Origin of the sequence: Streptomyces armeniacus, from assembly GCF_003355155.1 — a bacterium.
Lineage (GTDB): Bacteria > Actinomycetota > Actinomycetes > Streptomycetales > Streptomycetaceae > Streptomyces > Streptomyces armeniacus.
Genome location: NZ_CP031320.1, coordinates 5,584,923 through 5,607,961, shown reverse-complemented (window position 1 = coordinate 5,607,961; position 23,039 = coordinate 5,584,923). Strand labels below are relative to the sequence as shown.

19 protein-coding genes are annotated in these 23,039 nt (G+C 70.2%); 10 read left to right on the top strand and 9 right to left on the bottom strand.

Annotated features, from left to right (window positions below; genetic code table 11):
* Positions 1 to 88: 88 nt before the first annotated feature.
* The 7 genes from DVA86_RS24430 to DVA86_RS24400 all read left to right on the top strand — a co-directional run bounded on the left by DVA86_RS24430 (position 89) and on the right by DVA86_RS24400 (position 4,792).
* The gene (locus DVA86_RS24430) at positions 89 to 751 is read left to right on the top strand and encodes a TetR/AcrR family transcriptional regulator (protein WP_208881461.1); all 663 of its coding nucleotides are present in this window, start codon (positions 89 to 91) and stop codon (positions 749 to 751) included.
* 470 nt (positions 752 to 1,221) lie between these two features.
* Positions 1,222 to 1,686 carry a prevent-host-death protein gene (locus DVA86_RS24425; RefSeq protein WP_208881459.1) on the top strand — a complete coding sequence of 155 codons (465 nt, stop codon included), beginning with the start codon at positions 1,222 to 1,224 and terminating at the stop codon, positions 1,684 to 1,686.
* Between the two features lie 125 nt (positions 1,687 to 1,811).
* Positions 1,812 to 2,177 (top strand): hypothetical protein, encoded by a 366-nt coding sequence (locus DVA86_RS35495; protein WP_245997066.1) that lies wholly within the window; start codon positions 1,812 to 1,814, stop codon positions 2,175 to 2,177.
* Positions 2,178 to 2,217: 40 nt separating this feature from the next.
* A complete protein-coding gene (locus DVA86_RS24415) occupies positions 2,218 to 2,913 on the top strand; it encodes a hypothetical protein (RefSeq protein WP_222623360.1) in 696 nt (231 codons plus the stop codon).
* Positions 2,910 to 3,500, top strand: a complete 591-nt coding sequence (locus tag DVA86_RS24410) for a hypothetical protein (protein ID WP_208881457.1) — start codon at positions 2,910 to 2,912, stop codon at positions 3,498 to 3,500. The genes DVA86_RS24415 and DVA86_RS24410 overlap by 4 nt, the downstream gene beginning before the upstream one ends.
* On the top strand, positions 3,497 to 4,171 hold the full coding sequence (locus tag DVA86_RS24405; protein WP_245997065.1) for a hypothetical protein: 675 nt from the start codon (positions 3,497 to 3,499) through the stop codon (positions 4,169 to 4,171). The genes DVA86_RS24410 and DVA86_RS24405 overlap by 4 nt, the downstream gene beginning before the upstream one ends.
* Positions 4,172 to 4,204: 33 nt before the next feature.
* Positions 4,205 to 4,792, top strand: coding sequence for a hypothetical protein (locus DVA86_RS24400; protein ID WP_208881455.1), 588 nt, complete (start codon positions 4,205 to 4,207; stop codon positions 4,790 to 4,792).
* Positions 4,793 to 5,012: 220 nt separating this feature from the next.
* Here DVA86_RS24400 and DVA86_RS24395 read toward each other — a convergent pair whose 3' ends face one another.
* From DVA86_RS24395 to DVA86_RS24360, 8 genes are all read right to left on the bottom strand, one after another.
* Complete coding sequence (locus DVA86_RS24395) at positions 5,013 to 5,603, bottom strand: GTP-binding protein (protein WP_208881454.1); 591 nt, start codon at positions 5,601 to 5,603, stop codon at positions 5,013 to 5,015.
* A complete protein-coding gene (locus tag DVA86_RS24390) occupies positions 5,590 to 5,961 on the bottom strand; it encodes a DUF742 domain-containing protein (protein ID WP_208881452.1) in 372 nt (123 codons plus the stop codon). Before DVA86_RS24390 ends, DVA86_RS24395 begins: the two co-directional genes overlap by 14 nt.
* Positions 5,961 to 6,365: a roadblock/LC7 domain-containing protein gene (locus DVA86_RS24385; RefSeq protein WP_208881451.1), complete on the bottom strand. Its 405-nt coding sequence runs from the start codon at positions 6,363 to 6,365 to the stop codon at positions 5,961 to 5,963. Before DVA86_RS24385 ends, DVA86_RS24390 begins: the two co-directional genes overlap by 1 nt.
* Complete coding sequence (locus DVA86_RS24380) at positions 6,362 to 8,584, bottom strand: sensor histidine kinase (RefSeq protein WP_245997063.1); 2,223 nt, start codon at positions 8,582 to 8,584, stop codon at positions 6,362 to 6,364. The genes DVA86_RS24385 and DVA86_RS24380 overlap by 4 nt, the downstream gene beginning before the upstream one ends.
* 641 nt (positions 8,585 to 9,225) lie before the next feature.
* Positions 9,226 to 10,023, bottom strand: a complete 798-nt coding sequence (locus DVA86_RS24375) for an enoyl-CoA hydratase/isomerase family protein (protein WP_208881448.1) — start codon at positions 10,021 to 10,023, stop codon at positions 9,226 to 9,228.
* On the bottom strand, positions 10,023 to 11,279 hold the full coding sequence (locus DVA86_RS24370; RefSeq protein ID WP_208881447.1) for a CaiB/BaiF CoA transferase family protein: 1,257 nt from the start codon (positions 11,277 to 11,279) through the stop codon (positions 10,023 to 10,025). The genes DVA86_RS24375 and DVA86_RS24370 overlap by 1 nt, the downstream gene beginning before the upstream one ends.
* Before the next feature lie 52 nt (positions 11,280 to 11,331).
* Complete coding sequence (locus DVA86_RS24365; RefSeq protein ID WP_208881446.1) at positions 11,332 to 13,494, bottom strand: hydantoinase B/oxoprolinase family protein; 2,163 nt, start codon at positions 13,492 to 13,494, stop codon at positions 11,332 to 11,334.
* A 25-nt stretch (positions 13,495 to 13,519) separates the two neighbouring features.
* The gene (locus DVA86_RS24360; protein ID WP_208881444.1) at positions 13,520 to 15,577 is read right to left on the bottom strand and encodes a hydantoinase/oxoprolinase family protein; all 2,058 of its coding nucleotides are present in this window, start codon (positions 15,575 to 15,577) and stop codon (positions 13,520 to 13,522) included.
* A 208-nt stretch (positions 15,578 to 15,785) separates the two neighbouring features.
* On the opposite strand from DVA86_RS24360, the gene DVA86_RS24355 reads away from it, so the two are divergent.
* The 3 genes from DVA86_RS24355 (at position 15,786) to DVA86_RS24345 (ending at position 19,985) form a co-directional block, all read left to right on the top strand.
* A complete protein-coding gene (locus tag DVA86_RS24355) occupies positions 15,786 to 17,627 on the top strand; it encodes a helix-turn-helix domain-containing protein (RefSeq protein ID WP_222623359.1) in 1,842 nt (613 codons plus the stop codon).
* 98 nt (positions 17,628 to 17,725) lie between these two features.
* A complete protein-coding gene (locus tag DVA86_RS24350) occupies positions 17,726 to 19,000 on the top strand; it encodes a hydroxymethylglutaryl-CoA reductase, degradative (RefSeq protein ID WP_208881441.1) in 1,275 nt (424 codons plus the stop codon).
* Positions 19,001 to 19,046: 46 nt separating this feature from the next.
* Positions 19,047 to 19,985: a hydroxymethylglutaryl-CoA lyase gene (locus DVA86_RS24345; protein WP_208881439.1), complete on the top strand. Its 939-nt coding sequence runs from the start codon at positions 19,047 to 19,049 to the stop codon at positions 19,983 to 19,985.
* A gap of 725 nt (positions 19,986 to 20,710) precedes the next feature.
* Here DVA86_RS24345 and DVA86_RS24340 read toward each other — a convergent pair.
* On the bottom strand, positions 20,711 to 22,645 hold the full coding sequence (locus DVA86_RS24340; RefSeq protein ID WP_425470919.1) for a serine/threonine-protein kinase: 1,935 nt from the start codon (positions 22,643 to 22,645) through the stop codon (positions 20,711 to 20,713).
* Positions 22,646 to 23,039: the final 394 nt, after the last annotated feature.

Genomic DNA, 23,039 nt, shown 5'->3' with positions numbered 1-23,039 from the left:
ACCTTTCTGTAGGGGGGCCTGAGAGTAGGAGCAAATATTGCGCGCACGCAAGTTTGCGTGCACGCACTCAGGTTGGGATACTTCGAGGGTGACGACGAGACGGACCGGGCTGCGCGAGGAGAAGAAGCAGGCCACCCGAGTGGCATTGCGTGAGGCGGCACTTCGGCTTGCCCTCAAACACGGGCCCGACAACGTCCGCGTCGACGACATCGCCGAGGCCGCCGGGGTCTCGCCGAGGACCTACAACAACTACTTCTCCAGTCGCGAACAGGCGATCGTCGCCGCTGTCACCGCCGAACGGGAATCCCGGGTCGCCGCGGCCGTGGCAGCCAGGTCCTCCCAGGTCCGCCTCGCCGATGCCCTGGCCGAAGCGATCCTGGAGCAGTACACCGAACCGCGTGACCACGACGAGCTGCTGCTGATCACCGCCAGTCCCGTACTGCGTGACACGTTCCTCGCCGCCGCAGCAGCGATCGAACAGCCCCTCGCCGCCGCGATCGACCAGCGCCTCGGCCACGCCGGCACGCCTGCCCCGCGCGTCCTCGCGGCGAGCGTGGCCGCTGCGGTTCGGGTCGCGCTCCAGCAGTGGCTCCAACCTCCGGCCGCGCCCCTCACAACCGGTGGGCTTGTCGTGCCGTCCGGCTCGCTGCCAGACCTGCTCCGCTCCGCGCTCGCCACACTCGAACCGGCACTTGACGCCGCCGAAGAACAGGCACAACAGCGCTTGCTCACTGACGGCGCCGACGTCTAAGTGGGGCCGGAGTGAGCCGCAGCGTCAGCGATCGACGGCAGCTTCATAGGTGGTCCAGTCGGCTGCCTCCAGGCCCATGAGGGCGATGTGGGCCTGAGGGCCGGTCAGGACAGCTGTCACGGCGCTGGGGTGAGCGGGGTGGGTGACAGGGCGGACGTGGGCGTCGATGGGGGCAGTCACGCTGGGTTTCGTCTCTTCTGCCGGTGGCCGGACCTTGGGTCCGGCCACCGGCGTATGCGGGCTGCCATCGGGTTGCCCGCGCTCCGCGGGCGGTGTGCGCGGCCGTGATGTCGGCGGCCAGGCGCGGGTGGTGAGCCCCGGCCGCCGTCGCGGCGTCGGGACCATTCCGGTGGCGTGCTGCCGGCGGGTGCGGACGGCGCCGATGCCGGCGAGGGATCGGCGGACGCCGACGACGAGTTGGAACGGGGTGTTCGCTGTGATTCCGAACACGCTCCGAATATGATGAGTGCATGACGATCGCAGCGGAACTCCCCGGGGCGACCCGGCGTTCCTCGGACCTGAGCAAGCACTCGGCCGAGGTCTTCGCCGAGGCCGAGGACCCCCCTGTCACGGTGACGCGCCGCGACGGTGAGGCGCTGGTGCTGATGTCGCAGCGCGAGGCCGAGGGGCGCGCACGTCTGCTGAACTTCGCTGAGCAGCTCATCACCGTGACGCTCGACGACAACGGCACGCTCGCCGAGCGCATGTCCAGGGCCTTCCCCTGGATGCTGGCGCTCTCCCTCACGGATCGGGAGTCCTGCGCGCAGGACCTCGTCGACGCCGCGCGCGCCTCGCTCTCCACAGATCAGCCGCACCTGGCGATCGCCGAGCTGACGTCCTGGAAGGAGACGGCTGCGGCTGTGGCTGCCGGGCTCGGCAGCGCCGACCTCGAACGGCTCGACGACGACGCGGCCCAGACTGCGGAGCGTCCCTGAGCGTGGCGGCCGCCAAGAAGGGGCAACTGGTCCTGGCCACCGAAGAAGGCCGAGTACGAGATCCCCTTCGCCACCGCCGACGCGCAGAAGGGGTGGCGGGACCTCGCCGCAATCATCCGCAACCCATGACGGAGACCTGGGACTTCCTCACGCGCTCGCCTCTGGCGACGACGCCGACGAACTATCGGCTCAAGGGCGAGGTCGGGACGATCCAGCGCGGCGGCGCGGCCCATGAGCGCTGGCAGCACAAGCCGAGGCCGAAGGGCACCGCGTACATCTGGTCCTTCGTCGACGAACGCACGGTCTACCTCGAGCAGGTGCACACGAGCCACCCGAACGAGACGAAATGGCCAAGCGCCGGACCCAAGAGGAGGAGCCGCCATGCAGGAGGGCACGACGACGCAGTGGCCGGGCGACCCTGCAGCGTGGACGGACGCAGCCTCTTCCTCCCCGCCCCGGCTCGACCGACCTCGCGAGGTGCCAAGGCCTGAGTCGGTGGACGAGGTCGCGAAATGGGAGGACCCCGATGGATTGGGCCGAACGGAGCTCTACTACGCGCCGATCTTCTGGGTACTCCTCCCCCTTGCCGCGCTCGGGTACCTGATCTGGGGCACCGTCACCGACCCCGGCGACGGCTGGACGGGCAACCTGCTCGACGACAACTCCCCGGGGAATCTCTGGAACTTCTGGCTGGTGTGGGCCGGCGCCGCCGTCTGGCTGCTCATCGCGCTCGGAGTCCTCGTGTTCCGGTTCAGCCTCACCTCTCAGGTGCGCGCGGACAACGAGTGGATCCATCAGCACAGCATCCCCTGCTCGGTCCATCATTCCCCGTATCGCAGCGATGACGGCGAGGGCGGCAGCTGGCCGACCTTCATCGCCATCGATCACCGCACGGCGGACGAGCAAGCAACTCGGATCCACCTCGGGCTTCACGTCTGGCTGTCGCACGAGGGGGTGCGCGGCGAGCTGGACTCCGGATCGCTGCGGGAGCGCAGGGTGATCTCGTCCACGGAGTTGTTCGGCGAGGAGGCCGCGGGAGGGTTCTACCTCCGCTCCATCCCCGGCTTCGGCCCCGCCGAGGACTTCGAGGCGCATCGGTGGGTTCTCCTCACCGAACCCCGAGACGGGGAGGGTGACGCGACCGTGACGACGGTGCCGCGGCACAAGAAGCTGCAGAAGATCCGCCGCAGGCTCCGTCGGAAGGCAGCACGAAAGAGCACGTCATGAGGTGGCTCGAGCAGAGGCTCCCGCTCCACAATGCCGACGACCAGACTGCGGACTGGATCGCGAAGGCGCGCACTCCGGAGAGCCGGGCCCGTATCCGGCGCTGGTCCCGCGTGGAGACGATCGGTGTGCTCGTGGCGCTGGGCGGCCTCGCTGCGCTGTTCATCGCCCCGATCGTGACCCTGGCGTTGGCCATCTGGTCCGCCATCGCGGGAATCGACCGCACCGACGTCTACTGGTGGCTGTGGGGCGTCGCGATCAGCGTCTCAACCCTCGGAGCCATCATCATGACTGTCGGCAGTCGCAGGCGCCTCTACTCGTGCTTCGCGGACGGGCACGTGTCGACGGGTCGAGTCGACAGGGTGATCGAGAAGCCCGCAGTCGGGGACGATCAGGCCTGGTACGACCTCAGGGTCAGCGCAGAGCTGCCCGGCGGGGTCGTCCTCCGCCGGAGGCTGTACCGAGATGGGAATGATCCCCGCAGACGGATCGGAGAACCGATCCGTTTCCGGCACAACACCCTTGACTCTGACGACCTGCACGACGCGCTCTTCGACGGATGGCCGGGCGGCACGAAAGATGGTCGATGATGAGCAGCGGAAATTCCGGCATGCACGGCTGGCCGACTCCCCTCCGACGACTCTGGGAGGCGATTGTCCGTGAGTTCACCCCGCCGCCGAAGCCGCGTCCTGCCCCGAGCGAGGAACAGCTTGCCGAGGGGCAACTCGCCGTCGGCGTGATCGACGACGCGATCGAGGATGGTCCCGGATGCGATGTGCAGGGGCCCGACATGCTCATCATCAGCGCCGACGCTCCAGGGCACGGGATCCTCCACCGGAGAGTCCCGTGCCCGCTGTCGATGCCCGGCAGCGGGCGCAACCTGGTCGGACAGACCATCACCTTTCGTCACACCACTCTTGATCCCCACTTCGTGAACGACGTGCTCGTCGTCCGGTGGCCCGACGAGGTCAAAAGAGCCCTGGAACCGTTCCGCCCCACAGGGCCCGGAGCACTGCGCGCACGGGCATGGAGATTCCTGGCCGGGTGCAGTGGGGTGATCGCGGTGGGCGGGATCCTGTTGACGATGGTGATGCTCATCGGCGTGATCTTCACCGGCGGCGAGCTGTTCGCCGACCTTCCTGCATGGTTCCACCCCGGCATCGCGCTGATGGCGAGCGTGGGTGCGGCGGTGCTGGGGCTCTTCGCGTTCTCCATCTGCGAGTCACACGGGTGGCGTGTGCTGTCGGAAGGACAGCAGTGATGAGGGTTGGACACGCAGTGCCCCCCACTCCCCGTGCCCGATGGCGGCTGGCCGCACCTGCTGCGCACGGCGGTCGCGGCCGCGATGCTCTGGGCGATCGCGGGATTCGCCATGACGGCCCTCCTGCTGCCGCGGATCGATCCGCAGTGCTCTTCAGGCCCCGGGGCACGCGTCTGCCCGATGGATCCGGACCCGGCGATCTCGCACCGGTTCGACCCTGCCTGGCCTCGGATCCCCGAACTCCGGGGAGCTGCAGTGCTGGTGGTGTCGATGCTGCCCGGGGTCGCCATCGCACTGTTCATCGACACCAGCGCACCTTGGCCGAAGACCGGCGGCGCACCGCCCGTCGCGGGCTTCCTCGCCGGTCTCCCCGACCCGTCCGACTGGAACCGGGGCGGTGACGTGCCGGTCCGCTACCAGGATGACGCTGGAGAGCACTTCGTCCGGGCACGCCTGAACACCTACGCGCACCGGATCCCCGTGCCGGGCACGCACGTGAACGTCTTCACCGACGGCGACGGCGACGGCGACCTGCTCGTCGAGCTCGACCGGGCCCACCCGCTGGAGTACCACCCCGACAACCGCCCGTACGAGTCGGACTCCAGCGGCGGCGGGAACTGAGAGCGCTGCGCCGCCGGCCACTGGCGTGCATCCGTGCTCGCGGTGGCTTCGGCAGGAGGGGTTACCCGTGACCGTCGGGCTGGGGTGGCCCTCGGCATCGGCGCCTCCGCCGTGACACTCATTTGACGCTCCGCGCGTGTTGCGATCCCCGAGATCGTTCCTCAGGTTGGGGCGTGTCGTGCCGATCTGTCTTCGGGCGCCACCACGTGGCAGGCCGCGGTCATCCGGTCGCCGCGACCCCGGCTTTGGTGATGAGCATGTCCAGAAGCGAGAGCAGCGCACCGCGCGCGTCGTCACGGGAGCGGGCATCGAGCAGATGGATGGGTGTGTTCGGGTCACGCAGATGCAGCGCCGCTCTGATCTCCTCGGCGGTGTAGGGCTGTTCGCCGTGGAAGCAGTTCGCGGCGACCACGAACGGAAGCCCTCGGTTCTCGAAGAAGTCGACGGCCGGGAAACTGCGGTCGAGGCGTCGTGTGTCGACAAGGACAATCGCCCCGAGCGCCCCGTTCAGCAGGTCGTCCCACATGAACCAGAAGCGCTCCTGGCCGGGTGTGCCGAACAGGTAGAGCACGACCTGTGCGTCGGTGAGGGTGATGCGGCCGAAATCCATCGCGACGGTGGTGACCGCCTTGGACTCGATGCCGTCGAGGTCGTCGACGCCGACGCCCGCGCTCGTCAGCCGCTCCTCGGTGCGCAACGGCTCGATCTCGGAGACCGTCTCGACCAGGGTCGTCTTGCCGACGCCGAATCCCCCAGCGATGAGGATCTTGACGGGGTCCGCTTCCTGGGCAGGGGTGTCATATCCGGGCAAGGTTGTCCCTGATTTTCATGAGCAGGTGGACATTGGTGGTCTCGGTCCCTTCCAAGGGCGGCCGGTGCTCGATCAGTCCCCGATCCGCGAGTTCGCCGAGAAGAAGCGTCATGGGGGTGAGGCGGATGTGCGTGCGCGCCGCGATCTCGGCGACCGCCAGGCCGCCCGGAGGCGAGCACATCGCGAGGATGGCCTGCCACTCGCTGGGCAGGCTGCCGTGGCCGTCCGCGACGGCCACCGCCGTGATCGTGGTGTCCATGGTGAGGGCGGTGCGTGCAGCCGTCGTACGTCCATCAGTCAGCGCGTACAGCCGTGTCCGGCGGCGGCCTCCCTCTCGCGGTCCGGGCTCGTCCGCCATTAGGACCGCTGCGCCTGGCCGCGTTCAGGCGTGTTCAGCCACTCACCGAGCGCCTGAGCGGTGCGCACGGCTTCACCGCCCAGCTCCCCCAGCCGCGCCTTGCGGGAGGTCACCACGATGAGTGTGCTGCCCTCTCCGCACCCGACGATGCAGAGATAGCTGTCGTCCATCTCAACCAGCTGGCGGATCACCCGGCCGCCGTCGACCTCCCTGGATATCGCCTTCATCGTGGAAGCGATGCCGGAGGACGCGGCGGCCACGCGCTCCGCCTGGTCCCGTTCCAGCCCGTACGAGCTGAGCTTGATCCCGTCGTTGGAAAGGAGTACGGCTCCCTTGATGCCGGCGATCCTGCTCAGGTTGTTGTCCAGGACGCTGTAGATCATGTCGTTCGTTGTCGTCGTCATGGCTCATCCTGTCGGTGTTCTTCTTCCACTGTCTGAGTCCCGTGTTCGTAGTCCGCCCAGGCGTCGGCCACTTCTTCGGGTGTCGCAGCGTCCCGTTCGACGGCAGTCTCCGCTGCGTGTGGCGCGCGGAGCTGCTCGGCGATGTGAGCTTGCGGGACCCGCTCGGGGAGGGCCGGCTTCGCGTCACCGTCCCCTGTATGGGAAGACACCGGCGGCGGCTTACTCTTCGCCGGCTGCTCGGGCGAGCGCTCCGGCGTCCTACGGTCGGCTGCCCCGGTCTTCGCGTGCAGGAGCAACTCGGGCCCTCCTCCGTCGAGTGGGCCCGGTGCCGGGGCGGGCGTCGCCGCCGGGCGCGGCGCTTCATCTTCGACCCGGACCGGTTCGGTCGGCACCAGGTGTTCCTCGGGAAGGGTCACCACGGCCGACGTCCCTCCGTATACCGAGCGGCGCAGCGTCACTTGGGCTCCGAGCTGTTCGGCGATGTGGCCGACCACGAAGAGTCCGAGCCGGTGCGCGTTCTCCGCCAGGACGGAATACGGCGGGGCCGAGTGCAGACGCCCGTTCATCTCCTCGTAGGTTGAGGCGGTCACCCGAGGCCCGCGGTCCTCGATGGCGACCAACAGCCCGTCTGTCACCAGTTCGGCACGGACGACCACCTTCGACTGCGGCGGGGAGAACCGCGTGGCGTTGTCGAGGAGTTCTGCCAGGAGGTGGCTGATCTCGCTGATCACCCGCGGTACCACGCTGATCTCGTCCAGGGCCTGACGCTCGATCCGCCGGAAGTCCTCTACTTCCGCGGCGGCTTCGCGCAGCAGGTCGGCGACGCGCATGGGCTCGGTGTGCGGATCGGGGATCTCCCCACCTGCCAGGATGAGCAGGTTCTCGATCTGCCGCCGCATACCCACCGTCAACTGGTCGGATCGCATCAATCGGGCGAGAAGCTCCTCGTCGTGCCCGAAGGCGTCCTGCAGTTCGTCAGTGAGGGTCAGTTGGCGGCTGACCAGGTTTCCGGTGCGCGAGGCGATTCCCGCGGCGAACATACCGAACCCCTGACGCTCGGCCGCGAGACGCGCATGCCCGTCGACGGATACGGAGACGACCTGGGCGAACGCGTCGCTGATACGTCCGACCTCGTCCCGGTCTCCGCTCACAGCGGGCAGCGCAGCGTCGTCGACGGGCTGTCCGCGCTGGAGCCGGGCAATGACATCCGGCAGCGTGTACTCAGCAATGGCCACCGTACGTTGGTGCAGACCGCGCAGGCGGCGGAGCACCGAGCGCGTGGTGAGCACGATGACGGCCGCGAGGGCAAAGACGGCTGCGCCGTTTCCGACGATCAGCCAGACGACCTCGTTCTCCAGCTGCGTGGCCTTGGCGTCGGCGTGCACGAGCAGTGCTCGCCCCTGTTTCGCGTCGAGCGCGGCAACGCGCGGCGCGAACTGGTCGTACGCGGCCCGCCAGGCGTCGGCCTCCCTGGGCAGCTTGACGCCGGACGCGGTGTTCTTGTGGTCGGAGATGACCGCGTCTTCGATCCGGACCTTCGTCTTCCAGCCGTCCGAGGCGAAGACCTGGTCGTAGGCCGCTTTGTCCTCGGCCGTCAGATACGGCGCGACCCACTCGTCGTACTGGTACCGCTGGGATCCGACGGAGTTGACGAATTCGACGAACCCCGAAGAGCTCAGACGTTTGGACGGCCCGGCCATGGCGAGGATGGTGGTCTCACGTGCCACCATCTCGGACACCGTGAACACCGTGACGACCAGGCCGCTCTCCTGGATGAGCTCGGGGTCTTCCGCATGGCTGAACGCGTTCTGGTAGACCCGGATGATGCGTTCGACGAGGTCGGAGTAGTAGGCGATCGTCTGATCCGCGCTCCCGCTGCGGGCGTCCGCGCGCTTGCGGAACGCGGCCATATCCGCGAGGCCGTGCTTCAGCTCCGCGACGTAATGGTCGTCCTCACGCCCGGTCGCCGCCAGAGCTCCGTCCGCCGCCCGGCGGAACCCGTCTGCGGCCCGGTCCGTGGCCGCGCGCTGCTCGCGCAGCTCTCTTTCGGACACGGAGCCGCCCGCCCACCGTGTGGCGGTCATCCTCCGCTCAGCCTGCACTCTGACCATCAGCCTGGTCAGGGGTACGTCGGTCCGCTCTCCAACTGCCACATCAGCGCGCAGTTGCTCCGACTGGCGTTCCAGCCGCTGTGCGGTGACGAGCGCTTGGGCACTCATCGCCAGAATAGGGACGATTGCCAGCCCAATGAGCAGTGTACGCAGGCGCGGAGTACGCCGCCGACGAGTCGTCAACTGCCTTTGCGCGCCTTCGGGTTGTTCTATGGGAGACATCAGTCCTCGGAGGGGGAACGGTGGGGACGGCCCAACAGCCGAAGCCAGACGCAGTCCTGGGCTCAGGATTGGGGGAAGTCCGGTTCGGCTTTGATGCGACGTGGGGGGACCGATCATAACCAGCCGCGTCGAAGAAACGGAGAGATGACTTCTGTTGGCTGCATGTGGTAGGGGCGACGGATGCGTTGCGCACCGGACGTTGGCGTCCATCTGACGGCCTACCACAGGCGTGCCCGTGCAGACAGGGCATCCCGCTTTCCCCGTCGCATGTCCGACCGGCCACCAGGTCGCTTGAGGCGCCGGGTGGGGGGCCGGCCATACCGGCGGATGCGGCTCGTCGATCGTCGGATGAGCATGCGGAGCGGGACGGGAGCGGCGGCGCAGAGGTAGAGGTCTCACGGCCTCGCCGCTCTTCGGCGCAGCGCCGGAGCTTGCCGTAGTCGTTCATCCACGAGTGGGTGCGCTCGGCACCCACGCGCCGGCCTGGATCGGCGCATATCGCCCGTGCGCGCGATTTCGGCCGAGCTTCAGTCGGACGAGGGCTTCGTACCGCGGCGGGACGGGAAGTCCGGTACGCGGCGGTCCGCGAAGGCGCCGAGCCCCTCGCGGGCGTCAGCCGAGGTGAAGGCCCGCTGTCCGTACAGGGCTTCGCTGTGGAATGCCTGGTCCTGCGGCAGGTCGCCGAGGCGCAGGACTGCCTCCTTGATCGTCGCGAGCGCGGTGCCGCTCTTGCGCGCCAGCCGGTGGGCGCGGTCCAGCGCGGTGTCGAGCAGCCGCGGCGCCGCCACGACCTCGTTGAGGAGGCCGTAGCGCAGCGCTTGCGCCGCTGGGATGCGCCCGCCCTCGAGCATCAGCTCCATCGCCCACGCGTACGGGATCTGCCGGGTGAGCCTGGTGAGTGTGCCGCCGGCGGGCACGACGCCGACGCCGCTCTCGGGCAGGCCGAACTCCGCGGTGTCGGCGGCGATCCGCAGGTCGGTGGACAGCATGATCTCGAACCCGCCGCCGAGGCAGAGGCCGTTCACCGCGGCGATCACCGGCTTGAACAGCGTGGTGTGCTTCTGGTGCGCGGCATCCCACGCGGAGATGTCGAAGCGCCCCTCCGCCAGCGCAGGGATGGATTCGGTGAGGTCCGCGCCGACGCAGAACGCCCGGTCTCCGCGGCCGGTGAGGACGGCGATGGCGAGCGAGTCGTCGTCGCTGAACTCGGCGAAGGCCGCGCCGAGTTCGTCGTACATCGCAAGGGTGAGGGCGTTGAGCTTGTCCGGCCGGTCGAACCGGATGACGGCGACAGCGCCGTCCCGCTCCAGGGTGATGCCGCCCATCAGATGACGCCCTTCTCCCGCAGCGCGGCGATCTGCCCCTCGTCGAGGTCGGCGAGTGCCCGCAGGACCGTGTCGGCGTGCTGGCCGACGCCGGGTGCCAGACCGCGCGGCTGGGTGGGCGTGCTGCCGAGCTTGACGGGGGAGCCGAACATCCGCAGCTCCCCGAACTCGGGGTACGCCACGTCGACGATCATGTCGCGCGCGGCGATCTGCGGATCCTCGACGACCTCGCCGATGTCCTTGACCGCGCTCAACGGCACGGAGTCGCCGGCGATTTCCTCCAACTCGGTCTTCGACTTGTCCTCGAACCACGTGTGCAGCAGCGGCCGGACACGCCGCTCGTAGACCTCGGGGTCGAAGCGTTTGGCCATGCTGTCGATCTCGGGGTCGTTGGCGAGCTCGGGCTGCCCGAACAGCTCGCAGGACAGGCGCCAGAACTTGTCGGTGTAGCCGCCGAAGAACACGAACCCGTCCTTGCACGGGTAGAGCTCGTACGGCTTGACGAACGGGTGCTCGTTCCCCAGCGGTCCGGGGACCTTGCCATCCACCGTGTACGACACGACGGCGTTCTCGGTCAGGCTGAGCACCGAGTCCTGCTGCGACACGTCGACCAGCTGCCCCTCCCCGGTCTTCTCCGTCTGCCGCAGCGCGGCCAGCGTGCCGATGACGGCGTACAGCGTCGCGGACAGGTCGCCGATGATCGTGCCCACCCGCGCGGGCGGCCGGTCGGGGAACCCGTTCATCGACCACAACCCGCCCGTGGCCTGTGCGCTGTTGTCGTACGCGGGCCGGCGCCGGTACGGGCCGGTCTGCCCGTAGCCGGAGATCGCCGTGTACACCAGGCGGGGGTTCTCCGCGCGCAGCACGTTGTAACCGACACCGAGCTTGTCCATCGTGCCGGGCCGGAAGTTCTCGACCAGCACGTCGGCGCGCCGGGTCAGCCGCTTGAGTACGTCCTTGCCGTCGTCGGTTGACAGGTCGAGGGTCAGCCCGAACTTGTTGCGGTTGAACTGTGCGAAGAACCCGCTGAACTCGTCGCCGGCGGCGGACTTCAGTTTGGGCGGGAAGTCCCGTGCGTAGTCCGGGTCCCTCGGGTTCTCGATCTTGATCACGGTCGCGCCGAGGTCCGCCAGCAGCATCGAGCAGAACGGGCCCGCCACGACGCGAGTGATGTCCAGGACCACGACGCCGCGCAGCGCACCCTCGGACAGGCCGCCCGGAAGCATGTTCGCAATCCCGCTGTCGTTGATGCCCATGTTCGCCCCTGATCCGTAGGTGGTCGCTTTCGGTACCGGCGCGCTCGTTGGCTCACTCACCGTGAGCATCCACGTGGGCGTCCACGCGGACACGTGCCTCCAGGAGGGTGCCGCAGTCGGGACTGTAGAACTCGTCGATGAGCACCCTGCGGCCTTCGGTGCGCGGGCGCGCGCGGACGCCGTGCTCGGCGAGCCGGTCGGCGGCGACGTGGGTGGTCCTCAGCGCGGCGTCGTGCCAGTCCTCACCGGTGCCGAGGCGGGCGCCGCTGGCGGGCACGTACCAGCCGTGGGCGTCGCGGCGCGGCGCGGAGGACTCGGCCGGGGACGCCTCCGGGACCTCCCTGGCGGGGTTCCTGCCCAGGCGTGCGCGGCGCAGCGCCGTGCGCGCACGGCGGGTGGCCGCCTCGTCGGCGACGCCGTCGGCGAGGACCACGCCGTAGGTGTATTGCGCCGTGGCGGCAGGGACATAGCGGTCGCGCACGTCGGCGGCGACGAGCGCCGGGTCACGGAGCAGCGGGTCGCCGTAGCCGCCTCCGCCGGCGATCCACTGCACCAGCACGTCCCCGGAACGGATCGGCACGGACTGCTGGTTGATGGCCAGCAGCTCCTTCTCCTCCGCGCCCAGCGTGTCCCGGGTGGGGACCCGGCCCTCGGCCAGCTGCCCGGCGACATCGGTACGGCGCCACACCTCGTGACCGCTGCCGCCGCCGGGCAATCCACCGCCGTAGCCGTCGGCCACGACCTGGGCGTTCGGGGCGAACACAGTCTGCGTGACCTCCTGGGCGCCGTGCAGCGTCCACGCGAAGCGCAGCCCGAGCCCGCCGCGGTGTGCGCCGTGCCCGGCGCTGTCGGTGTTGAGCTGTTTCCACAGGTAGAGCACCGGGTAGAGCATCTCGTTCATCTCGACGTCCGGCAGCATGTTGTTGACCTGCGTCATCATCCCGGCGCAGTCGAGACCGTCGAGCTCCGGCTGGGCGCCGGCACCCATGCCGCCGCCGTCCATGTTGAACAGCACGAAGTACTCGCCGTTGTCGGCGGTGCCCGCGGAGATCCCGCCGGTCCACGAGTCGGCCCAGACGCCCTGGGTGCGGCTGCGGACCGTGTCGTCGTCGCTGGCGCGGCACGCGTCGTTCATCAGCTTGGTCACGACGCGGCTCACCCGCGCACCAGTGGTGAGGTGCCCGTTGCTGATCGGGGCCGGCGGCCGGGGGTTCACGATCGAGCCGGGCTCGGCCACGATGTCGAACGCGGTCATGACGCCCTCGTTGAACGGGACGTCCCAGGCGAGGATCGGCACGATCGCGCTCGCGACGCTGCCGACCAGCGCGCCGTAGCTGCAGTTGATGAACCCGTCGGTCTGCTCGCTGGAGCCGGTGAAGTCGAAGCTGACCTGCCTGTCGCGCTTGGTCATGGTGCAGGCGACGCGGTAGAGCTCGTCGACGTGCCCGTTGTGCTCGGTCCACTCCTCCGCCGTGTACGTGCCGTCGGGGATGTGGGCGATCCGCTCCCGTACGACCTGCTCGGCCAGCTCGAACGACAGCTTCGTGTAATTGCGGAACCGGTCCGGGCCGAACTCTTCGATCGTGCTGAGCAGCCGCCGGATTCCGGTGTTGTTGCTCGCCACCAGGCTGCGCACGTCGTTCCAGAACAGCGCGGGCACGCGGACGTTGTTGAGCAGCAGCCGGCGCACCCACTCCACGGGCTCGCCCCGCTCGAAGATCTTCACCCCGGGCGGCAGTCGCAGCGCCTCGGAGTAGCAGTCGTGGGCTCCGGGCGCGAATCCGCCGGGCGTCATGCCGCCGACGTCGAGCAGGTGTGCCTGGGACTGCGCCCAGCCGACCAGTTCGTCAGCGTGGAAGATCGGCGAGATCACGTTGGTGTCGGGCGGGTGGCTCGCACCGGCGGTGTGCGGGTCGTTGGAGATGAACGCGTCGCCGGGCGCGAGCGGCTCGCCCTCGATCGTCTTCACCAGATTCTGTACGGCCACGCTGCCGGACCCGATGTGGAACTGCACGTAGTCGGAGTAGGCGTAGATCCGGCCCGTGGGGTCGAACAGCGCGGTGTTGAAGTCGCCGGCCTCGGTGATCACCGGGGAGCCGGACGAGCGGATCATCGCGATGCCCATCTCCTCCACGATGGAGTCGAGGCGCATGCGGATCACTTCGAGGGTGACCGGGTCGTACCCGTCGGGCAATGCGTGCGGGGCGCTGGTCATGTTCGTCTCCTTTGACAGGCGGGAATCAGCGGTCGGCGAGACGCAGCAGGAAGTCGCCGCTGTCGGTCAGCTCGACGGTGGCGCCGGCCGGCACGTACACCGTCGTGTCGGGCTCCTCCAGCAGGCACGGCCCGGTGGCGCGGCCGAGCGCACCGAACCCGCGGTGCACGTCCATTCCGGTGCGCTCGCCGGCCAGCGGCTCGGTCACCTGACGGTGGGTGAGCTCGTGGCGCTCCTCGCCCGCACCAGCCAGGTGCTCCATGGTCTGCACGTCACTGCGGCCGATGGCGCGCACCCGGGAGTTGACGAGCAGGATCTCGGCCTCGGTCCAGGCGGTGCCCGCGCCGAACTCCTCTTCGTAGTCGGCGAGGAACCGGGCCCGCAGGCCGTCCTTGTCCGCCTCGCCGAACGTACCCGCGTGCAGCCGAGTGGTCACCTCGAAGATCTGGCCGACGAACTTCATGTCCGCCTCACGGTGCAACTCCCGCCGGTTCCCGGGGATCCGCTCGGCCTCGAACCACGCCTGCGCGCGTTCCTCAAGGGCGGCGAACTCCCTGTCCAGCGCGGCAGCGGGCTGATCCATCGTCCACGGGCTGGTCTGCACGGCGGAGAACACCGAGTCCGCGTGCATGAGGCCATGCGCGGAGAACACTGCGGCGTCGCGCGGGATCACGACCTCGCGGACGCCCGCCTCCGCGGCGATGCTCGCGGCGAACAGCCCGCAGGCGCCGCCGAAGCCGACGAGGGTGAACTCGCGCGGGTCGTGGCCGCGGTTCACGGTGATCTTGCGCAGCGCGTTCGACATCTGCGATGTCGCCAGCCGGTACACCCCCGCGGCCGCCGCGTCCTCGGTGATGCCCAGCGGATCGGCCACGTGCTTGCGTAGCGCGGCCCGCGCCTGCTCCTCGTACAGGGGGACGGTGCCGCCCAGGTAGTAGTCCGCGTTGATCAGCCCGAGCACCAGCGCGGCGTCGGTGACCGCGGGCCGGGTGCCGCCCTTGCCGTAGCAGGCCGGGCCCGGCGTGGACCCCGCGCTGTGCGGACCGACGCGCAGCAGGCTGCGTCCGTCGACCCAGGCGAGGCTGCCGCCGCCGGCTCCGATGGTCTCGATGTCGACGGCGGTCAGGCTGGTGGGCAGACCGCCGATCTCGGCCCGCGGCAGCAACCGGAACTCGTCGTCGATGATCGCGGCCGCGTCGAGGCTCGTGCCTCCCATGTCCGCGGTCAGCACCCGGCGGCGGCCGAGCTGCCTGCCCAGCAGCCGGGCGCCGGTGACACCGCCCACCGGACCGGAGTTGAACATCGAGATCGGGGCCTTGCCGGTCTCCTCCACCGACAGGAACCCGCCGTGCACCTGCATGATCTGTACGAGCGCGCGCAGCCCCCGGCCCCGCAGCTCGTCGGCGAGATGGTCGAAGTGCGACGCCACGATCGGCTTCACGGCGGCGTCCAGCGCGGTCGTGACCATCCGCTCGTATTCGCGGTAGACGGGCGTCAACTCGCTGGAGAGCGTGTACGGGACGTCCGGGTGGTGCTTGTCGAGGTACTCGCCGATCGCCTGTTCATGGCCGGGGTTCCGGAACGACCACAGCAGACACACCGCGATGGCCTCGGCACCCGTCGCGAGCACCGCGTCCACCGCGTCGGCGATCGTGCTGTGGGTGAGGGGGATCAGCACCTCGCCGTGCGCGTCGACCCGCTCGGCGACCTCGACAATGCGGCGGCGCTCCACGATGTCGGGCGGCGGGGACATCTTGTGCGGGTCGCGTTCGTCGGTGCGCGCCGAGCGGGCGATGCGGAGGGTGTCCCGGAAGCCCTGGGTGGTCAGCAGTCCGACGGCGGCGTACTTCTGCTCGTCGACGGCGTTGGTCACGATGGTGTTGCCCAGGACGAAGCGATCCACCGCGGTGAAGAACTCGGCCTCCGTCAGTCCCGCACGCTCCTGGAGCACGCCCAGCGCGCCGAGGATCCCGGTGGTCACGTCCCTGGTGGAGAACGCCTTGCCCCGGATCGCTCGGCCGTCCAGGATCGCCACGGCGTCGGTGAACGTGCCACCGACGTCAATGCCCACGTGAAGCGTCATGCGCTGTCTCCCTTGACTGCGTCGGTGCGGATCGTGGCGGGCCGATGGGGATGATCGATAGGAAAGGGTTGGTTTCGATTTTCACGTACGTTCTCCGTATCGCCCGCGGTCTGGACGCTACGAGTACGGACGTCGGCCGACTATGTATCGTCGGTACAGGATCTCCGGTAGTGCTCAGGGCCGTCAGCACAGGGAAGTGAGGTGGCCCGTGGCCGACACCGACGCCATCCCCGTCGAGGCCGTCGTCGACCTGTTGCGGGCGGCGTCCGCGGAGCAGGAGGTCGACGTGGACGCCCTGCTCGCCGAGACGGACCTGCCCGAGCTGGCCGCCGCGCGCGTCGGCCACGAGCTGCGGCGCCTGCGTTCGACCTCCGACCGCTGGCGGCGCCGCGGCCAGGAGCTCGCTGCGCTGTTCTCCTCCGCGCGCGAGCTCGCGCAGCTGCGCGACGTCGACGAGCTGCTGGGCCGGCTCGTCGAGCGGGCACACGACCTGGTGGGCACCGACGTGACCTATCTGTCCGAGTTCGACGCGGACAGCCAGGAGCTGCGGGTACGTACGACGCTCGGCACCGTCGCGCCCTCCTTCCTCGGCCTACGGGTGCCGCCCGGCATGGGCCTGGCGAGCCAGGTGGTCGAGGGGCGGCGGCCGAGCTGGACGTCCAGGTACACCACGATGACCCAGGTGCCGCACGACTCGGCCATCGACGCCGCCGTCGCCGCGGAAGGACTCGTGTCCCTGCTCGGCGTCCCGCTGCTGGCCGGCGACGAGGTGATCGGTGTGCTGTTCGCCGCGAACCGCGTGGAGCACGCTTTCTCCCCCGACGAGGTCTCCCTGCTCTCGGCTTTCGCCGACCACGCCGCCATCGTGCTGCAGACCGCCCGCCTCCTCGCGCGTACTCAGGAGTCGGCGGACGAGACCCGCCGCGCGTACGGGGAGCTCGCACGGCACGTCGAGGCGATGGAACGGGCCAGCGAGGTGCACAGCGACCTCACCAGCCTTGTCCTCCAGGGCGGCGAGGCACCGGATGTCGCGACCGCGCTCGGGCGCGCCCTACGGTGCGACGTCGAGCTTCTCGACACCGGCCGCCTCGACCCGTCTCTCGCCGACGCGGTGGACCGCAGCCGCCGCAGCGGACGGTGCGCGTCCGCGGGAGACGGCAGCTACGCGGTCGCCGTCCTCGCCGGGCCCGCCCTGCTGGGCGCGCTGCTGCTGACGCAGGGTGAGCTGGAGTTCGGGCCCGTCGAGCTGCGAACCGCCGAACGCGCCGCCCAGATCACCGCGCTGCTGAAGCTCAAACAGGACGCCATGATCGAGGCCGAGCAGCGCGTTCGGGGCGACCTGCTGGCCGACATGCTCTCCGACGACGCCGACCGCCGTGCCGGCCTTGCCACCCGCGCCCGCGCCCGCGGCATCCGGCTCGACGAGCTGCGGTCCGCGGTCGTGGTCTCCGTCCCGGCCGAACGCCGCCGCGAGGCCGTCCGTGCCCTCCGCAGGAACGGCGGCCCCGTCGGTGAACACGCCGACCGGGTCGTGGCGCTCACCGCCGATCCCGACCCGGGGGTGGCCGGTGCGCGGGTCCACGCGACCGTCAGCCGCGCCGTCCGGGTGCCCGTACTGGCCGTCGGCGCGGGCTTCGCCGAGGCTGCCGGCGACCTGCGCGGCCAGGTCGAGGCGGCCTCGGCATGCGTACGGATCCTGCCGTCGCTCGGACTGAGCGACACAGCCGTCACCGTCGACGAGTACCTCCCGTACACGGCCCTGTTCGGCCCGGGGGAAGCACGCGTGGCGACGTATGTGCGGCGCGTGCTCGGGCCCGTGCTGGACTGGGACGCGGAGCACGCGGGCAAGCTGCTGCCCACCCTCGCCGCCTACCTGGCCCACAGGATGAGCCCGGTCGCGACCGCGCGCGTCCTCCACCTGCACAAGAACACCGTCCTCCAGCGGCTCGAGCGGGCGGCGGAACTGCTCGGCGCGGACTGGCAGGAGCCGGACCGCCTCTTCCGTATCACCGTCGCGGTGCGCCTCGTCCAACTGACCAAAGGCCCATAACGGTGCGTTGGTTAGTGGACGATCAGTCCGTTCCTGGCCGATGTCATGCCCACTAGCGTCCCCTCCCGTACGCAGCCACACCGAGGTGGGAGGGCGCCATGCCCCGCACAAGTCGTATCCACGGTCTCCGGGATCTCTCCGTCGAGGCCCGGCGCAAGTCGGTCGCCGAGGCCGCCGGCGTCGACCCCGCGTCGCTCGCCGCCTTCGACCCCGGCCAGGGGCTCGGCCTCGGACTCGCCGACCACATGATCGAGAACGTCACCGGAATCCTCGGCGTACCGCTGGGGGTCGCGACGAACTTCGTCGTCAACGGCGCCGACGTGCTGGTGCCCATGGCCACCGAGGAGGCCTCGGTCGTCGCCGCGGCCAGCAACGCCGCCAAGATCGCACGGATCCACGGCGGGTTCACCACCTCCTCGACCACGCCCGTCATGCAGGCCCAGATCCAGATCGTCGACGTCTCGGACCCCGAGGCGGGGCGCGTACGGCTGCTGGAAGCCCGTGACGAGCTGATCGCGTTGGCGAACGCGCAGGACCCGAAGCTCGTCGAGTTCGGGGGCGGTGTCCGCGACATCGCGGTCCGGCTGGTGCCCTCACGTGCGGGCACGTACGTGGTCGCGCACCTGAGAGTCGACGTGCGCGACGCGATGGGCGCCAACGCGGTCAACACCATGGCCGAGGCGGTCGCCGGGCGTGCGGCCGAGATCGCCGGCGGGAACAGCCTGCTCCGGATTCTCACCAACAAGGCCGATCTCCGACTCTCCCGCGCCCGCGCGGTGTTCGACGCCGAAGCACTCGGGGGCGCCGTCGTCGTCGACAACGTCATCCATGCCGCCGCCCTCGCCGAGGCCGACCCGTACCGGGCCGCCACGCACAACAAGGGCATCATGAACGGAATCACCGCCGTCGTCCTCGCCACCGGGAACGACACCCGCGCCGTCGAGGCCGGCGCCCACTCCCACGCGATCTCCGCCGCGGGTCTCTACACGTCGCTGTCACGCTTCGAGAAGGACGCCGACGGCAACGTCGCCGCCACCCTCGAACTGCCCATGCCGGTAGGGCTCGTCGGCGGTGCAACCAGAGTGCACCCCGTCGCGCAGGCCGCGGTCACCCTCCTCGGAGTACGGACGGCCGCAGAGCTCGCGGAGATCGTCACCGCGGTCGGCCTGGCCCAGAACTTCGCCGCCGTACGTGCCCTGGCCACAGAGGGCATCCAGCGCGGCCACATGTCCCTGCACGCCCGCAACATCGCCTCCACCGTCGGCGCCACCGCCGAGGAAGTGCCGACCGTCGTCGCCCGTTTGATCGCCGACGGGAAGGTCCGCGCCGACCACGCCGGGCAGGTCCTGGCCGAGCTGCGGTCCGGTCGATGAGGCACGTGCGGTCGATCAGGCACGTCCGGGCGATGAGGTCCGGGCGATGAGCGGCTGCGGGACCGCACCGCTTCCCGGACTCCCCGAAGCTGTCACGATCTGCGAGGTCGGCCCCCGCGACGGACTCCAGAACGAGCCCCGGCCCGTGGACACCGGGGTGAAGGCCGAGTTCATCGAACGCCTTGCGGACGCCGGGCACCGGGTCATCGAGGCCACGAGCATGGTGCACCCCAAGTGGGTACCGCAGCTGGCCGACGCCGAGGAAGTCCTTCGCCGGGTCGACCGCCGCCCCGGGGTCCGCTACCCCGTGCTCGTACCCAACGAGCGGGGCCTGCGCCGCGCCCTCGACCTCGGTGTCTCCGACATCGCGGTATTCGCTTCGGCCACCGAGAGCTTCGCGCAGGCAAACCTCAACCGTACCGTCGCCGCGTCCCTTGACATGTTCGCCCCCGTAATCGGCCTGGCCCGCGAAGCCGGCCTTACCGTACGCGGATATCTGTCCATGTGCTGGGGCGACCCCTGGGAAGGTGCCGTCCCCACGGCGCAGGTCGTCGACGTCGCGACCAGACTGATCTCCCTGGGCTGCACCGAACTCAGCCTCGGCGACACCATCGGCGTCGCCACCCCGGGCCGTGTCGGCGCGCTGCTGGGAGCGTTGACGGCCGCCGGCGTACCGATCGACCGCATCGCCGTCCACTTCCACGACACCTACGGCCAAGGGCTCGCCAACACGCTCGTCGCACTCCAGCACGGAGTGACCACGGTGGACACGTCGGCGGGCGGACTCGGCGGCTGCCCGTACGCCCGGAGCGCGACCGGCAACCTCGCCACCGAGGACCTGCTCTGGCAGCTCGAAGGGCTCGGGGTCCGTACCGGGGTCGACCTCACCAAGCTCGTCCAGACGAGCGTCTGGCTGGCGGGGCACCTGAGCCGCGAGAGCCCGTCGGCGGTCGTCCGCGCCCTGGGCGAGCCGCAGGAGGGCTGAGCGAGGGCGGTCGAGCAGGTTCCGTTCGGGCCGGGCGCCGACCGCCCCGTGCACGGCACGGCGGCTTCGGCCTGCCCGGAGAGGCGTCGCACCAGCCCGAGCCCCTCCGTTCCGCCGCCCTGCCGTTCCGCCGCCCTGCCCTCGTGCCGGAGACCGCCATGGCGCTGCGCATCGACTTCACCGTGGAAGACCTGGCCCGCGTCCGCTTCCTGGCCGGGCCGCACCCGCTGTGGGAGGTGCTGCTGCCCCTGCACATGTTCCGTTCCGCGTACCGGAGCCCGGTGTTCGGCACCTGGCGGCGCCAGGTCGGCTCCCGGCTGCGGCAGACCGCGGAGCGGCCGGTGCGGGCACTGGCCCGGCTGGCGCCACCGCGCGGCTACTCACCCGACTTCCTCACCGACCTGCGCTCCGGCATCGACACCGTGCTGAGCACCCCGCGTACGGCGCTGCGTTCGGACCTGACCCGGCTGGCCGCCGGACACCCGCGCGGTGCCGCCTGGCGGCGGGGGCCCGAGGCGCTGCGGGGGCTCGGGGCCGGGATCGAGGCGTTCCACGGTGTGGCCGTCGAGCCGTACGAGCCCGCGATGCGCCGGTCGTTCGACGCCCGACCGCGCCCGGCGCGAACGGGCGCTGCTCGACGGCGGCGTCTTAACGTCCCGGTGCCGGGGCCCGCCAGGGGCCCCGGCACCGGGACGATCTGGTCCGCCGTCAGCGGCCGAGGCCCCCTACTTCCGGCACTCCTCCAGGTCAGGGCGGCCCGGTGGGGTCTCGCTGCCCATGACGGGGGCCAGGTTGTCCATGTACATCCGGTCCCAGGAGCCGTTGGCCTTGATCTCCCGCAGTGCCGAGCACACCTTGCCCTTCAGGATCGGGCTGTCGGGAAGCATCGCGATGCCGTACTTCTCGACGCCCTCGATGTTGTTCAGCCGCCGCAGCCTGTCCGGGTCCGCGTACTCGAAGCCCGCGAGGACGACGTCGTCCGAAGCCACCGCGTAGACGGGGGATTTGTCCTCCAGCAGCAGATTTTTGCAGCCCTCGTACGTGCTGGGCTGCGGGTCCTTCATGTTGAAGCCCCTCTTGTCCAGCTCCTTCTCGTACGTGGATTTCGCCGCGGTGCACACTTCGAGCTTGTCGTCGATCAGCTCGTTGGAGTCCGAGATCGGGCGCTTGCTCTGCTCGCGTACCAGGAATCCCCGGCCCGCGAGGTAGTACGGGCCGGCGAAGTCGACCGGGTACTTGCCGGACTTCTTCCGGTCGTCCGTGATGCTGTACGAAGCGATGACCAGGTGCACCTTCTTCTTCCACAGGTCGCTGCTCCGGTTCACGGTCTCGACCGTCTCGAGTTCGACCTTCCCCTTGTCGTACCCCATCTTCCGGCCGATCTCGTAGGCCAGCTCGACCTCGAAACCCGTGCGCTTGCCGTTCTTCTCGAGACCCAGGCCCGGCTGATCGTCCTTGACGCCGATCTTCAGAGTGGTGGGCGGCGACGCCCACTCCTCCGCCCCGCCGCCGTCCTGGCCCTCCTGACCCTCCTGACCCTCCTGGCCGGCATTGTCGGTCTTGCCGCCCGGATCCTCGTCGCCGTTCGCCACCAGCCAGCCGGCCGTGGCCAGCAGCGCCACGCACAGGGCCGCCGCCGCCACCTTCAGCCAGAGCCCGCGGCGCTGTCCGGTGCCCTGTCCGCTCGCCGCCGCGGCGGCCGGGGCGGGTGCTTCCGGGGTGGACGGGGCAGACGCGGCGGCCGCGGCCCCCGCCGCAGGCCCGGGGGCTACGGGAGCGGGGCCGGGGCCCCGTTGAGAGGCGGCCGTCGGCGGGCGCGTGGCCGCTGCCGGGGGTGAGTGCGGCGCGGGCGGGTCGCTCAGCACCTCCTGAAGCATGACCTCCGCCGTGGCCGCGTCCAGGCGTTCGCCGGGGTCCGTGCTCAACAGCCCCTGGATCACCGGGGCGAGGGGACCGGCGTACCGGAACGGCGGGTCCGGATACCGCCGGATGTTCTCCTGGACCTCCCACACTTCGCTGCCTGCGAAGGGGACGCGGCCCTCGACCATCTTGTACAGCGTGATCCCCAGCGCCCACAGGTCGGACGCGGCGGTGCGGTCGGCGGAACCGGAGGCGAAGATCTCCGGCGCCAGGTACGAGGGCGTGCCGATGACGGTGCCCGCCCGGGTCACCTCGGCGGCGCCCTCGAACGTCGCGATCCCGAAGTCCACCAGGATCACCAGCCCGTCGTCCCGGACCAGTACGTTGCCCGGCTTCACATCGCGGTGGACGACGGAGGCCGCGTGCACCGCCCGCAGGCCCTGGAGCATCTGGAGGCCGATGTCCGCCGCTCTCGGTACGGCGAGCGCCCGATCGGTGCGCAGCAGATCCTCCAGGGATCTGGCTTCGAGCAGCTTCATCACGATCCAGACCTGGTTGGCGGTCTCCACCTGGTCGTGGACCGTCACCACGTTCCGGTGCTCGATCTTGGCGATGGCCTCCGCTTCCCGGCGCGCCCGCTGCATCGCCGCGGCCCGGGTGCCTGCGGTCATCGCGTTCTGGTCGAGCATGCCCTTCACGGCGACGTGCCGGCGCAGCCGCCGGTCGTGGGCCTTCCACACCTCGCCCATGCCGCCGCTGCCGATCGGTTCCAGCAGCTCGTAGCGGTCCTCGATCACCACCTGCGGGGATGCCGGGGATTCCGGGGATGCCGGGGAGTCCGGGGCGGGTGGGGCCGTACGTGGGGGGGCGGGTGAGGGGATGGCCCGGGGCGGGGGGTGGCCGGGGCTGGGGGGGGGCGGGGGGGCGGGGGGGGGGGGCCGGGGGGGGTGCGAGCAGGCCGGGGCACGGGGGGGCTGCGGGGAGGGGGGCGGGGTGGGGGGTGCGGGGGGGGTTGGGGGCTGGTCTCATTCGCGGGCTCCGTTCGTGCGGCAACGTGAGCTGGGGGGCGCGGGGTTGGGGGCAGTGTGTGCCGAACTGCTGTGACAACGTTGTCTGGTGGGCACCCAGCACTATGGCAGAGGGCGGCGTGCGGCAGAAGGGGTCGTACGCGGCGTCCTCGTACCCGTAGTACCT

Excerpts from the sequence above, each read along its gene's own strand:
- DVA86_RS24425 (WP_208881459.1), top strand. The coding sequence starts at position 1,222 with ATGACGATCGCAGCGGAACTCCCCGGGGCGACCCGGCGTTCCTCGGAC.
- DVA86_RS35495 (WP_245997066.1), top strand. The coding sequence starts at position 1,812 with ATGACGGAGACCTGGGACTTCCTCACGCGCTCGCCTCTGGCGACGACG.
- DVA86_RS24410 (WP_208881457.1), top strand. The coding sequence starts at position 2,910 with ATGAGGTGGCTCGAGCAGAGGCTCCCGCTCCACAATGCCGACGACCAG.
- DVA86_RS24405 (WP_245997065.1), top strand. The coding sequence starts at position 3,497 with ATGATGAGCAGCGGAAATTCCGGCATGCACGGCTGGCCGACTCCCCTC.
- DVA86_RS24390 (WP_208881452.1), bottom strand. The coding sequence starts at position 5,961 with ATGGCGGACGAGCCCGGACCGCGAGAGGGAGGCCGCCGCCGGACACGG.
- DVA86_RS24385 (WP_208881451.1), bottom strand. The coding sequence starts at position 6,365 with ATGACGACGACAACGAACGACATGATCTACAGCGTCCTGGACAACAAC.
- DVA86_RS24380 (WP_245997063.1), bottom strand. The coding sequence starts at position 8,584 with ATGAGTGCCCAAGCGCTCGTCACCGCACAGCGGCTGGAACGCCAGTCG.
- DVA86_RS24375 (WP_208881448.1), bottom strand. The coding sequence starts at position 10,023 with ATGGGCGGCATCACCCTGGAGCGGGACGGCGCTGTCGCCGTCATCCGG.
- DVA86_RS24370 (WP_208881447.1), bottom strand. The coding sequence starts at position 11,279 with ATGGGCATCAACGACAGCGGGATTGCGAACATGCTTCCGGGCGGCCTG.
- DVA86_RS24365 (WP_208881446.1), bottom strand. The coding sequence starts at position 13,494 with ATGACCAGCGCCCCGCACGCATTGCCCGACGGGTACGACCCGGTCACC.
- DVA86_RS24360 (WP_208881444.1), bottom strand. The coding sequence starts at position 15,577 with ATGACGCTTCACGTGGGCATTGACGTCGGTGGCACGTTCACCGACGCC.
- DVA86_RS24350 (WP_208881441.1), top strand. The coding sequence starts at position 17,726 with ATGCCCCGCACAAGTCGTATCCACGGTCTCCGGGATCTCTCCGTCGAG.
- DVA86_RS24345 (WP_208881439.1), top strand. The coding sequence starts at position 19,047 with ATGAGCGGCTGCGGGACCGCACCGCTTCCCGGACTCCCCGAAGCTGTC.